This window comes from Streptomyces luteireticuli (assembly GCF_041519305.1).
Taxonomy (GTDB): domain Bacteria; phylum Actinomycetota; class Actinomycetes; order Streptomycetales; family Streptomycetaceae; genus Streptomyces; species Streptomyces luteireticuli.
The window spans coordinates 4301161-4313728 of the sequence record NZ_CP167927.1 but is presented as its reverse complement, the minus strand read 5'-3'; the positions used below and the strand labels follow the sequence as shown (position 1 = coordinate 4313728).

Sequence of the window (12568 nt, the reverse complement as noted above, 5' to 3'; positions counted from 1 at the left end):
GTCCTCAATCGCCGGACGGGCTGAACAGCCCGTCCGGCGATTGAGGACTTCGCCCGAAGGGCGAATGGGGTCCGGGGTCTCCCCGGGAAACGGAGAAAGGGCGGGCCGGGGGCAAGAAAACGGCCGCAGGCAGCGCGCAGAGGGCCCGGGCGCCCGCTCCCCACCCCCCTCCGGTGTGGAGCGCGGCGCCCGGGCCCTCCGCACAGGCGTGAGCGGCCTCGGACATTTCCCCCGGCAGAGGGTGGAATGGCCCGTGTAGGGCAATTTACTTAAGATTGACCGACACTTGCAGTGTCGGAAGGCGAGGCTCAGGTGGACGTGGACGACGTGCGCGACGGCGAGTCCATCAGCCGTCTGCTCCGCGCCTGGCGCTCCCGCGTCGACGCCCGCACCGTCCCCGAGCTGCGCTGGACGTATCCCCGCCCCGGACGCCTGCTCTCCCAGAAGCACGTCGCCCGGCTGACCGGCGTCAGCGAGGGCTGGTACCGCGCGCTGGAGGCCGGCCGCCGCCGGGACTTCTCCGAGGGCTTCCTGCTCCGCGTCGCCGCCGCGCTGCGGCTGAGCGAGGCCGAGACGCTCACCCTCTTCCTCGCCGTCTGCGGCCGCCGCCCGCCCGGGCCGCGCACCGGCTTCGGCGAACTCCCGCAGGGCGTACGGGACCTGCTCGTCCAGCAGACCACCTACCCGGCCTACCTCTCCGACGTGGCCTGGAACGTCGTCGCCTCCAACGGCCTCATGGGCGAGTGGTTCCCCTGGGTGCTGCGCCCCGGCGCCAACCTGATGCGGTGGGCGCTGCTCCACCCCGAGGCCCGCGAGCAGATGCTCGACTGGGAGGAGACCTGCGCCCGGACGTATCTCGCGATGCTCCGCGTCGCGGCCAACAGCAACCCCGACAACGCCGAACTGCGCTCCCTGGTCCGCGAGGTGCTGGACTCCGACGCCGCCTGCCGGCGCATCTGGGCCGAGGAGCACGACGTCGTCGAGCACCGCGACGGGCACGTCTTCCGGCTGCGCCTGCCGTACCACGATCACACCGAGATCAGGGTGACCACCCACGTCCTGCTGCCGATACAACGCCCCGATCTCCGCTTTGTGTTCATCACCCCGTTGACCGACTGAGCGTCCATACCGGTCCACGGGCGGTACGTACCGCCGACCGTCCGGATCGCGGACACGCCCTCATCAAGCGTCTGTCTTGTATCTATGCTGTGCGCATGCCTACCTCCTCCATGTCCGCACAGGTCAGACAGCCCCCCGCCGCCGAGCGCGTCTACGCGCACGTCAAGGACGGGGTCCTGCACCGGCGTTACGCCGGGGGGACGCTGCTCACCGAGGGCGGGCTCGCCGAGGCCGTCGGGGTGTCGCGCACCCCGGTGCGGGAGGCGCTGCTGCGGCTGGAGGGTGAGGGACTGCTCAAGCTCTATCCCAAGAAGGGGGCGCTCGTGCTGGCCGTGTCCGCCCAGGAGATCGCGGATGTGGTGGAGACCCGGCTGCTGGTGGAGAAGCACGCGGCGGCCAAGGCGGTGCCGGCCGCGCCCGCGCTGATCGGCAGGCTGGAGGAGCTCGTCGAGGACATGCGGCGGCAGGCCGCCGAGGGCGATCTGGCCGCGGTCTCGGTGAGCGACCGGGCCTTCCACGCGGAGATCGTCCGCAGCGCGGGCAACCAGATCCTCTCCCGCCTCTACGACCAGCTGCGCGACCGCCAGCTGCGGATGGGGGTGGCGGCCATGCACGCCCACCCCGACCGGATCGCCAAGAACATCGCCGAACACACCGAGATCCTCGACGCCCTGCGCTCCGGCGACGCCGCCGCCGCGGTCGCCGTCGTCGACCGGCACGTGGGCTGGGTGCGCAACCTCGCCCAGGGAGACGTCCGATGAGCTCCTCCCCGGCCGCCGGGGCCCTGCCGGGCGACCCTTCCCCTGGCTCTGAAGGAGCTGGGGGAGGCCCCACTGGAGGCCGGCGGGCGGTCGCCGTCTGGGGCATCGGCGTCGCCGTCTACTTCGTCGCCATCGTCTTCCGCACCAGCCTGGGCGTGGCCGGCATCGACGCCGCCGAGCGCTTCCACATCAACTCCTCGGCGCTGTCCACCTTCTCCATACTCCAGCTGCTGGTCTACGCCGGGATGCAGATACCCGTCGGCCTGATGGTCGACCGGCTCGGCACCAAGAAGGTGCTCGCCCTCGGCGTGCTGCTGTTCACCGCCGGACAGCTCGGCTTCGCGCTCTCCCACTCCTACGCCGGTGCGCTGGCCGCCCGCGCCCTGCTGGGCTGCGGCGACGCGATGACCTTCATCAGCGTCCTGCGGCTGGGCGCCCGGTGGTTCCCCGCCCGGCACGGCCCGATGATCGCCCAGGTGGCGGCGCTCTTCGGAATGGCCGGCAATCTGGTCTCCACCCTCGTCCTCGCCCAGCTGCTGCACACCCACGGCTGGACCGCCACCTTCGCGGGCAGCGCCGCGGCCGGAGTCCTCGTCCTCGTCCTGCTCGTGGCCTTCCTCCAGGACCACCCCCCGGGGTACGAGCCGGCGCCCGCCCCGCACCCCGGAGCCGGCTACGTCCGCCGCCAGATCGCCCTCGCCTGGCGCGAGCCCGGCACCCGGCTCGGCCTGTGGGTGCACTTCACCACCCAGTTCCCGGCGATGGTCTTCCTGCTGCTGTGGGGCATGCCGTTCCTCGTCGAGGCCGAGGGCCTCGACCGGGGCACCGCGGGCGAACTCCTCACCCTCGTCGTGCTGGTGAACATGGCCGTCGGCCTCGTCTACGGCCAGATCATCGGCCGTCACCACGCCGCCCGGCTGCCGCTCGCCCTGGGCACCGTCGCCGCCACCGTCGTGCTCTGGGCCGCGGCCCTCGCCTGGCCCGGGCCGCACGCCCCGATGTGGCTGCTGATCACGCTCTGTTCGGTGCTCGGCGCCTGCGGCCCCGCCTCGATGATCGGCTTCGACTTCGCCCGCCCCGCCAACCCGCCGGAGCGGCAGGGCACGGCGTCCGGCATCGTCAACATGGGCGGCTTCACCGCCTCCATCACGACGCTGCTGGCCATCGGCCTGATCCTGGACTCCACCGGCGAGGACTACCGGGCCGCCTTCGCCTCGGTCTTCGCCCTCCAGGCGCTGGGCCTGACCCAGATCCTGCGGCTGCGCGGCCGGGCCCAACGACGCGAGGAGGAACGGATCGTGGCGTCCCGGGTGGAGACGGTCCACGTCCCGGTGCTTCCGTAGGGGCTCTACGGGGTGACGGCGAACTCCCGCAGTATCGCCACCGCCAGCCCCGGCTCGCCCTCCACCGTGACGCGCCCGTCCAGCGCCTCCGGCCGCACCCGCCCGCAGGCCAGCAGGACGTACGCCTCCCAGTCCAGCGCCAGCGTCACCACCGGCCCCAGCGAGACACTGGAGTCCACCGAGCCCCGCCCCGCCCCGTCCACCCGCACGGTCCGCAGGAACTCCACCGGCCCGTGCACATCCACCACCACCGCCGAACCGGCGGGCGCGCCCGCCTTCCCGGCCACCACCCCGGGCAGCCCGGCGACCAGCACGTCCCGCGCGATCAGCGCGCCGGGCGCGGCCAGGTTGCCGGGCACGCCCAGCGCCCGGCGCAGGTCCTGTTCGTGCACCCAGACGTCGAAGGCCCGCACGGTCAACGCCCGTTCGAGCGTCTGCTCGTTCCCCGAGCCCAGCGGCCAGCGCACCGGCGCCCGCGGGGAGCGGGTCTCGCCGCGCAGCTGCCGCGACCGGCGGATGACGGTGAGCTCCAGCTCCGAGGTCATCTCCGGCGCCGTGTGACAGCGCCGCACGTCCACCTGCACCTCGATGTAGCGCGAGAACTCGTCGGTGACGTGGTAGAGATCGCGCGGCAGCGTATGGATGGGCCGCGGCTCGCCCAGCATCTCGCTCTCGACCCCGATGACGTGCGAGACCACATCGCGCACGGACCACCCCGGGCAGTCCGTCGGCCGGTTCCAGTCGCCCTCGGCGAGCGGTCTCACCAACTCGTTGATCGCTTCGATGGAATGGGTCCAGGCGTCGATCGCCGGCTGAAGGCTGGGGTGGACGGTCACGTGATCCCTCGTCGTGCGGTGTGTACGTGCGCGGGGCAAGTGCGGTCTGGGTCTCTTAAGTTACGCTGCGCAAGGGCAACCCGGCAGAGGTTTCATGGGCGGAAAGTGGTGGTAGCTGTGCGCGTCTCCCTGATCCAGCTCGCCGTCGACCCGGCGGCCGAGTCGCCGGACGAGCGGCGCGAGCGCGTGGCCGGTCTCGTCCGTGCGGAACGCGGCAGCGACCTGGTGGTCCTCCCCGAGCTGTGGACCACGGGCGCCTTCGCCTCCCCCCACTTCCTCCACGAGGCCGAATCGCCGGCGGACGGCCCCACGTCCCGGCTGATGTCGGCCGCCGCGCGCGACGCGGGCGTGTGGCTGCACGCGGGATCGATCATCGAACAGGGCGGTGAGGACGGTCTGTTCAACACCTCGCTGGTGTTCGACCCGTCGGGGAAGCTCGTCCGCACCTACCGCAAGATCCACCTCTTCGGCTTCGACGAGGGCGAGGCCGTGCTGATGACCGCGGGCCGGGAGCCCGTCACCCTGGCGCTCCCGGAGACCGTGATCGGCCTGGCCACCTGCTACGACCTGCGCTTCCCCGAACTCTTCCGGGCGCTGGTGGACGCGGGCGCCGAGACCCTCGTCGTCCCGGCCGGCTGGCCCGCGGCGCGCCGCGCCCACTGGACGCTGCTGGCGCAGGCCCGGGCCGTCGAGGACCAGGCGTACGTCCTGGCCGTCGGCACGGCCGGCACCAACGGCGGTGTGGAGCAGGCCGGGTACAGCATCGCCGTGGACCCCTGGGGCGAGGTGCTCGCCGAGGCGGGGGCGGAGGAGGAGATCCTCCGCCTCGACCTGGACATGGAACGGGTGGCCCGCACCCGGAAGGAGTTCCCGGCGCTGCGCAACCGGGTGCTGGGCGTGCCCTGTTCTTAGATCCCGTCGTCGGGCACCTTGTTGACCTTCAGCCCCTTCGGGATGGCCGGCAGCAGCCGCTCCTTGGACACGCTCTCCCGGATCTTCAGCGGATCGGTGAACGTCTCCTGACGCGCCTCCTGGAAGCCGATGACCGGCCCGCCCTTGCGGAGGTTCCCGCCCTTGGGGGCGAGGCCCTTGATCGCGGGGAGCCGGTAGGAACCCGCCTTGTGCAGCGCCTGGTCCAGGAAAGCGGCGGTCAGCTGGGCGACCTGGGCGCGGGCGGCGACGGGGTTCGCGACCTTGCCCCGCTTGCAGCTGCCCACGCTCCCGTCCTTGTCGGTGGGCGCGAGATTGGTGTTGAGCATGGTGTGCCCGGTGCCGGCGAGCAGCACATCGGCGGCGACCTTGGTCCGGCCGGACGTGGCCAGCCCCTTCATCGTCCGCAGCCCGGCCTCCGGCCCGGTGTCCTCGTCGCACGCGCCACGGACGTTGAGGACGGGCACCTTGTGCGTCGCCTTCTCGGCGTTCTCGGCGGGTTCGAGGGCCACGGCCCCGAACAGCCCCTTCCTCTGAGCGGCTTTCTGCGACAGTACGTACCCGCCGCCCCGGCTGTGCCCCACGAGCCCGACCCGTGACGTGTCGATCCGCCCCTTGACGTCCGGCATCTTCAGCCCATGCTTGACGCCCTTGTTGAGATCCCCGAGCAGCCTCAGATGCGCGTCGACGAGATCCGTGTACCCCTTCTCGGGCTCGGTCTCCCCGCCCCACCAGATCTCCGGCGAGACGACGTCGATCGACACGGCGACGAACCCCTTGCGCGTCAGCGCCTCCACCAGGTGCGAGAGCCCGGCGTCCTGCCGCAGGTAGTCGGGGCCGACCTTCTCCTTCTTGCCGGGCGCGGCGCAGACCAGCGGCCAGGCGGTCCTGACGGGCTTCCGGGATACGGCGTCCGTCTTCCCGACGGTCACACAGTTGGGATGCGCCCCGTGCATCACCACGACCACGGGATGCGGCCCCTTCCCCTTGGGCATCCCCAGCACCCCGTGCACCTGCGTCGGATTGCCCGCCGTCCGCCCGCCGGTGATCTTCAACAGACCCGGCGAGAGCGCGTACCGGGTGAGGCTCGCCCCGGGCTCTCCCGAGTGCTTCCCGGCCGCTGCGGCGGTACCGGCGCAGGTGAGGGCCAGCCCGAGGGCGGCGGAGGTGGCGACGAGGCGGGTGGCTCGGATATGCGTTCTCTTCATAGTTAAAGGGACGGCAAAATAGGTGGATCAAGTTCCGCATGCGGCCGTCCTGTTGCCGGCCGGCAGGCCCGGGCCGACATACCGCGTTCACACGCCAATGGCACCCTTGTGTCATGAGTGCTCCTACGCCCCGTCGCCCCCGCGTCCGTGCCCCCGAGCTCGTCGGCAAGGGCGGCTGGCTCAATACGGGCGGGAAGGAGCTCGATCTGGCCGCGCTGCGCGGGCGGATCGTGATCCTCGACTTCTGGACGTTCTGCTGTGTGAACTGCCTGCATGTGCTCGACGAGCTGCGGGAGTTGGAGGAGAAGCACCGGGACACCACGGTGATCATCGGCGTGCACTCGCCGAAGTTCGTGCACGAGGCCGAGCACCGGGCCGTCGTCGACGCCGTGGAGCGGTACGGGGTCCATCACCCCGTCCTCGACGACCCCGAGCTCGCGACGTGGAAGCAGTACGCGGTACGGGCCTGGCCGACGCTCGTCGTGATCGACCCCGAGGGGTACGTCGTCGCCCAGCACGCCGGCGAGGGGCACGCGCACGCGCTGGAGGCGCTGGTCGGCGAGCTGGAGGCCGAGCACGCGGCGAAGGGGACGCTGCGGCGCGGGGACGGGCCGTATGTGGCGCCCGAGCCGGTCGCGACCGATCTGCGCTTCCCGGGGAAGGCGCTGGCCCTGCCGGAGGGCGGGTTCCTCGTCTCGGACACCACCCGGCACCAGCTCGTCGAGCTCGCGGAGGACGGCGAGAGCGTCGTCCGGCGGATCGGGACCGGGGAGCGCGGCCTCGCCGACGACCCCGTGCGGTTCAGCGAGCCGCAGGGGCTCGCGCTCCTGCCCGACGGGCGGGTGATCGTCGCCGACACCGTCAACCACGCGCTGCGCGCCTACGACCCGCGGACCGGCGAGGTCACCACGGTCGCCGGCACGGGCCGCCAGTGGTGGCAGGGCGCGGCCACGTCCGGCCCCGCCCGCGAGGTCGCGCTCTCGTCCCCCTGGGACGTGGCCTGGTTCGCGGACCGGCTCTGGATCGCCATGGCCGGCGTCCACCAGCTGTGGACGTACGACCCGGCGACGGAGACCGTCGAGGCCGCCGCGGGCACGACCAACGAGGGGCTGGTGGACGGGCCGGCCCGCGAGGCGTGGTTCGCCCAGCCGTCCGGGCTGGCCGCCGCCGGTGACCGGCTGTGGGTCGCCGACTCCGAGACGTCCGCGCTGCGGTACGTGGAGCGGGACGGCGACGGGTTCGCCGTGCGGACCGCGGCCGGGACCGGGCTGTTCGACTTCGGGCACCGGGACGGCGACGCCGGGCAGGCGCTGTTCCAGCACCCGCTGGGCGTCACCGCGCTGCCGGACGGGTCCGTCGCCGTCTCCGACACCTACAACCACGCGCTGCGCCGCTACGACCCGGCGACGGGCGAGGTCGGCACGCTCGCCACGGATCTGCGGGAGCCGTCCGACGCGGTGCTGGTGCCGGACTCCGGCGAGATCCTCGTCGTCGAGTCGGCCCGGCACCGGCTGACGCGGCTGCGGCTGCCGGAGGAGGCGGTGCGGGTGGAGTCCGTGGCGCACCGCACGCGGCGGGAGGCGACCGAGGTCGCCCCCGGCGAGCTGCTCCTGGACGTCCTCTTCGAGGCGCCGGCCGGGCAGAAGCTGGACACGCGGTACGGGCCGTCGACGCGGCTGCTCGTCAGCTCGACGCCGCCGGAGCTGCTGGCGGAGGGCTCGGGCGCGGGGGCGGACCTCAGCCGCCGGGTGGTCCTGGCGGACGGCGTGGCCGAGGGCGTCCTGCACGTCTCCGCGATGGCGGCCTCGTGCGACGACGACCCGGAGAACGAGTACCCGGCGTGCCATATGCACCAGCAGGACTGGGGAGTTCCGGTACGGGTCGTCCCCGGGGGCGCGGAGCGGCTGCCGCTGGTGCTGGCGGGTCTGGACGGGTAAGGAGCGTCAGCCCTTCAGGGCCGCCGCTTCCTCCCCCACCCAGTACGTCGTCCGCACCGAGTCGTCGATCTTCAGCTTCCCGCCCGGCAGGGCCGCCTTGAGCTCCCCGCCCTCCACCGGGTCGCCGTTCTTCGCCTGGAACGAGACGGACAGCTCCGTCGCCTCCCGGGGAGTTCCGCCGTCCGCCGACGTCGGCACGACGCCGGCGTAGGCGGCCTTCCCCGGCGCCAGCCGCACCGGCGCCGCGGGCTTCGACGCGGCGACCATGTCCGCCGTCGCCTGGTCCTTGTCGAAGCGCAGGAACGGGAAGCCGTACGCCGTGCACGCCTTGGACGCCGTCGCCACCAGCAGGACGCGTCCGGAAGGAGCGGGCCGGGCCTGGAGCTTGACGTCCGACGGGGCGCACGCGTCGCCCTTCGCCGCGCCCGAGGCCGCGCTGTCCTCCCCCTCCGCGCCGACGTCCGGCGCGTCGGAGGAGTCCGCGGAGTCCGAGGCGTTCGCGGCGGAGGAGTCCTTCGCGTCCGAACTCCCGCCCCCTCCACAGCCGGTGAGCGTCAGGGTGGCCACGGCCGTGAGCACGGCGGCGGCGAGGGGCAGGAGACGACGGTCGGTCATGGTGGTTCCCCCGGAGTGGGACGGCTCGGCCTTGCCGGAAGTCAGCCTTCCAGGAAGGCGGTCAGCGCCGAGGCGAGCAGATGCGGGTCGTCCGCGCCGCACAGTTCGCGGGCGGAGTGCATGGAGAGGATAGCGACGCCGATGTCGACCGTGGCGATGCCGTGCCGCGCCGCCGTGATCGGCCCGATCGTGGTGCCGCAGGGAACGGAGTTGTTGGAGACGAAGTGCTGCCAGGGCACGCCCGCCCGCTCGCACGCGTCGGCGAACAGCGCCCGCCCGCCGCCGTCCGTCGCGTACCGCTGGTTGACATTGGTCTTGAGCAACGGACCGCCGTTGGCCACCGGGTGGTGGCCCGGCTCGTGCCGCTCCGCGTAGTTGGGGTGCACGGCGTGGCCCGTGTCGGAGGAGAAGCAGACCGTACCGGCGAGCGCCCGCGCGCGGTCCTCGTACGTACCGCCGCGCGCGAGGACCGAGCGCTCCAGGACGTTGCCGAGCAGCGGGCCCTCCGCCCCGGTGTCGGACTGGCTGCCGTTCTCCTCGTGGTCGAAGGCGGCCAGGACGGGGATGTACGACAGGCCGTCGGACGTCGCGGCGGCGGCCAGCGCGGCCGTACCGGCGTGCACGGAAAGGAGGTTGTCCATCCGGGGACCGGCCACCAGCTCGCGGTCGCGGCCGAGGTAGGCGGGCGGCTCGACGCTGTGCGTCATCAGGTCCCAGCCGGTGATCTCTTGGGCCTCCACGCCCGCCTCCGCCGCGACGAAGCGGATGAGGTCGCCCTCCTGGACGCTGCCCAGGCCCCACAGCGGCGTCATATGGCGCTGACGGTCCAGCGTCAGACCGTCGTTGACGCCCCGGTCGAGGTGGATGGCCAGCTGCGGGACGCGCAGCAGCGGACGGTCGACGTTGACGAGGCGGTGCTCGCCGCCGCGCAGGGTGATCCGGCCGGAGAGGCCGAGGTCGCGGTCGAGCCAGGTGTTGAGCAGGGTGCCGCCGTAGATCTCCACGGCGACCTGGCGCCAGCCGTGCGCCCCGGTGTCGGGGAGCGGCTTGACGCGCAGGTTGGGGGAGTCGGTGTGCGCGCCGACGATGCGGAACGGGGTGGCGGGCGAGGCGCCCTCGGGCACGTACCAGGCGATGATCGCGCCGCCCCGCAGCACGAACTTCCCGCCCGACGAGGCGTCCCACGCGTCGGTCTCCGCGAGCTGCCGGAAGCCCGCCTTCTCCAGCCGGGCGGCCGTGTTGGCCACCGCGTGGTACGGCGAGGGGCTCGCCGCGAGGAAGGACATGAGGTCGTCGGTGTGGCCGCGGTCGAAGCGGTGCGCAGTGCTCATGGGGCCAGGATAAGGAGGACGTACGAAGGCCCGCTCCCCCCGAGCGGGCCTTCGTACGGGCATCGTGGCGCGGCCTAGAACGCGGCCTCGTCCAGCTCCATCAGCGACTGGTCCACGCCCTCGGCGAGGGTGCGCTCGACCGAGACGCCGGGCAGGACGTTCGCGGCGAAGAACTTCGCGGCGGCGATCTTGCCGGTGTAGAAGGCCTTGTCCTTGGCGGGGGCCTCGGGCAGCTTCGCGGCGGCCACGGCGGCTCCGCGCAGCAGCAGGTAGCCGACGACGACGTCACCGGCGGCCAGCAGGAACCGGGTGGTGTTGAGGCCGACCTTGTAGATGGACTTGACGTCCTTCTCGGTGGCGGCGAGGTCGGTCAGCATGATGCCGACGATCGCCTCCAGGTCGGCGGCGGCCTTGGCCAGCCGGTCGCGGGAGGCCGTCAGCTCCTCGCCGCCGGGCGCCTCCGCGAGGAACTTCTTGATCTCCTCGGAGAGCGTGGTGAGCGCCTGGCCCTGGTCGCGGACGATCTTGCGGAAGAAGAAGTCCTGGCCCTGGATGGCCGTGGTGCCCTCGTACAGCGTGTCGATCTTCGCGTCACGGATGTACTGCTCGATCGGGTACTCCTGGAGGTACCCGGAGCCGCCGAAGGTCTGCAGCGACTGGGCCAGCTGCTCGTAGGACTTCTCGGAGCCGTAGCCCTTGACGATCGGCAGGAGCAGGTCGTTGAGGCCGTGCAGCGCCTTGGCGTCCTCGCCCGCGGCCTCCTTGACCAGGATGTCGTCCTGGACGGCGGCGGTGTAGAGGACGAGGGCGCGCATGCCCTCCGCGTACGCCTTCTGCGTCATCAGCGAGCGGCGGACGTCGGGGTGGTGGGTGATGGTGACCTTGGGCGCGGACTTGTCCATGAAGTTGGCCAGGTCCGGGCCCTGCACGCGCTCCTTGGCGTACTCCAGCGCGTTGAGGTAGCCGGTGGAGAGGGTGGCGATGGCCTTGGTGCCGACCATCATCCGGGCGAACTCGATGATCATGAACATCTGGCGGATGCCGTCGTGCTTCTCGCCGATGAGCCAGCCCTTGGCGGGGTGCTTGTCGCCGAAGGTCATCTCGCAGGTGTTGGAGGCCTTGAGGCCCATCTTGTGCTCGACGTTGGTGGCGTAGACGCCGTTGCGGGCGCCCAGTTCACCGGTCTCGAAGTCGAACTCGTACTTCGGCACGAGGAAGAGGGAGAGGCCCTTGGTGCCCGGGCCGTGGCCCTCGGGGCGGGCGAGGACGTAGTGGAGGATGTTGTCCGCCATGTCGTGCTCGCCGGACGTGATGAAGCGCTTCACGCCCTCGATGTGCCAGGAGCCGTCCTCCTGCTTGACCGCCTTGGTGCGGCCGGCGCCCACGTCCGAGCCGGCGTCCGGCTCGGTCAGGACCATGGTCGAGCCCCACTCCTTCTCGACCGCGATCTTCGCGATGTGCTTCTGCTGCTCGGTGCCCTCCGCGAACAGCACGCCGGCGAAGGCCGGGCCGGACGAGTACATCCAGACCGCCGGGTTGGAGCCGAGGATCGTCTCGGCGAAGCCCCAGAGCAGGCTGCGCGGGGCGGTGGTGCCGCCGATCTCCTCCGGGATGCCCAGGCGCCACCACTCGGCGTCCATGTAGGCCCGGTAGCTCTTCTTGAAGGTGTCCGGGACCGGGGCGGTGTTGGTCTCGGGGTCGAAGACGGGCGGGTTGCGGTCGGCGTCCGCGTAGGAGTCGGCCAGCTCGTTCTCCGAGAGGCGGGCGATCTCCGAGAGGATGTCCTTGGCGGTCTCGACGTCCATCTCCGCGAACGGGCCGGTGCCGTACAGCTTGTCGCGGCCGAGCACCTCGAAGAGGTTGAACTCGATGTCGCGGAGGTTCGACTTGTAGTGGCCCATGACAACGGCTCCGTAAGGGGTGACGAGAGGGGCGTTCTTCGTTCGTACCGGTCGGTAATCTGCATGATGCTACCCACCGGTAATAAGAAGCAACCCCTGTTCGGCCAACTGTGACTCGTTACGCTTCTGCCCATGTACGGCTACGACACGAACGTGGGACAACAGGGCTACGCCCCGCCGCAGCAGCCCGGCGGCTACGGCGAGCAGCCGCTCTACCCCGAGCCGTCGCCGCCGTCGCTCGCGGACGCGGTACGGGCCTTCACGACCGGTTCGATGTCCGCCGAGGACTTCCAGGTGATCTTCTCCAACTCGAAGGTCTACTGCCCGCGCGGTGACAACCCCGGCTTCCTGGCCCTGCACAACACCCAGCATCCGGTGATCCCGATGTTCACCTCGCTGAAGGAGCTGCGGCGCTACGCGGGGAAGGAGTCGAAGTACTTCGTCATCACGGGCGCGGAAGTGATCGACCTGCTGCCGACGGGGTACGGCTTCGTGCTGGACATGGAGGGCGACCACCGGATGGTGTTCGACGCGAAGGCGGTCGAGCAGATGGTGGACTTCGCGATGCGGCGGATGTACGGCTGACG

General features: G+C 71.7%; 11 protein-coding genes. 6 read left to right on the top strand and 5 right to left on the bottom strand.

Annotated features, from left to right (window positions below):
* Positions 1-312: 312 nt before the first annotated feature.
* The 3 genes from AB8735_RS19125 (at position 313) to AB8735_RS19115 (ending at position 3223) form a co-directional block, all read left to right on the top strand.
* A complete protein-coding gene (locus tag AB8735_RS19125; RefSeq protein WP_372408583.1) occupies positions 313-1119 on the top strand; it encodes a helix-turn-helix domain-containing protein in 807 nt (268 codons plus the stop codon).
* A gap of 110 nt (positions 1120-1229) precedes the next feature.
* Positions 1230-1880, top strand: a complete 651-nt coding sequence (locus AB8735_RS19120) for a GntR family transcriptional regulator (RefSeq protein WP_344029013.1) — start codon at positions 1230-1232, stop codon at positions 1878-1880.
* On the top strand, positions 1877-3223 hold the full coding sequence (locus tag AB8735_RS19115) for an MFS transporter (protein ID WP_344028468.1): 1347 nt from the start codon (positions 1877-1879) through the stop codon (positions 3221-3223). The genes AB8735_RS19120 and AB8735_RS19115 overlap by 4 nt, the downstream gene beginning before the upstream one ends.
* Before the next feature lie 5 nt (positions 3224-3228).
* Here the strand turns inward: AB8735_RS19115 and AB8735_RS19110 are convergent, their stop codons facing one another.
* The gene (locus AB8735_RS19110; RefSeq protein WP_372408582.1) at positions 3229-4059 is read right to left on the bottom strand and encodes a maleylpyruvate isomerase family mycothiol-dependent enzyme; all 831 of its coding nucleotides are present in this window, start codon (positions 4057-4059) and stop codon (positions 3229-3231) included.
* Between the two features lie 117 nt (positions 4060-4176).
* Here AB8735_RS19110 and AB8735_RS19105 point away from each other — a divergent pair, with 117 nt between their 5' ends.
* Positions 4177-4971 (top strand): carbon-nitrogen family hydrolase, encoded by a 795-nt coding sequence (locus AB8735_RS19105; protein ID WP_344028463.1) that lies wholly within the window; start codon positions 4177-4179, stop codon positions 4969-4971.
* Here the strand turns inward: AB8735_RS19105 and AB8735_RS19100 are convergent.
* Positions 4968-6197 (bottom strand): dienelactone hydrolase family protein, encoded by a 1230-nt coding sequence (locus AB8735_RS19100; RefSeq protein ID WP_372408581.1) that lies wholly within the window; start codon positions 6195-6197, stop codon positions 4968-4970. The two genes, AB8735_RS19105 and AB8735_RS19100, sit on opposite strands and share 4 nt — an antisense overlap.
* A 113-nt stretch (positions 6198-6310) precedes the next feature.
* On the opposite strand from AB8735_RS19100, the gene AB8735_RS19095 reads away from it, so the two are divergent.
* Positions 6311-8134, top strand: a complete 1824-nt coding sequence (locus tag AB8735_RS19095) for an NHL domain-containing thioredoxin family protein (protein WP_372408580.1) — start codon at positions 6311-6313, stop codon at positions 8132-8134.
* Positions 8135-8140: 6 nt separating this feature from the next.
* Here the strand turns inward: AB8735_RS19095 and AB8735_RS19090 are convergent, their stop codons facing one another.
* The 3 genes from AB8735_RS19090 to AB8735_RS19080 form a co-directional block, all read right to left on the bottom strand.
* The gene (locus tag AB8735_RS19090) at positions 8141-8749 is read right to left on the bottom strand and encodes a DUF4232 domain-containing protein (RefSeq protein WP_372408579.1); all 609 of its coding nucleotides are present in this window, start codon (positions 8747-8749) and stop codon (positions 8141-8143) included.
* Positions 8750-8790: 41 nt separating this feature from the next.
* A complete protein-coding gene (locus AB8735_RS19085; RefSeq protein WP_372408578.1) occupies positions 8791-10080 on the bottom strand; it encodes a M18 family aminopeptidase in 1290 nt (429 codons plus the stop codon).
* A 74-nt stretch (positions 10081-10154) separates the two neighbouring features.
* Positions 10155-11981, bottom strand: coding sequence for an acyl-CoA dehydrogenase (locus AB8735_RS19080; protein WP_344028447.1), 1827 nt, complete (start codon positions 11979-11981; stop codon positions 10155-10157).
* 132 nt (positions 11982-12113) lie between these two features.
* On the opposite strand from AB8735_RS19080, the gene AB8735_RS19075 reads away from it, so the two are divergent.
* The gene (locus AB8735_RS19075; protein WP_049719141.1) at positions 12114-12566 is read left to right on the top strand and encodes an SseB family protein; all 453 of its coding nucleotides are present in this window, start codon (positions 12114-12116) and stop codon (positions 12564-12566) included.
* The last annotated feature ends 2 nt before the right edge of the window (positions 12567-12568 follow it).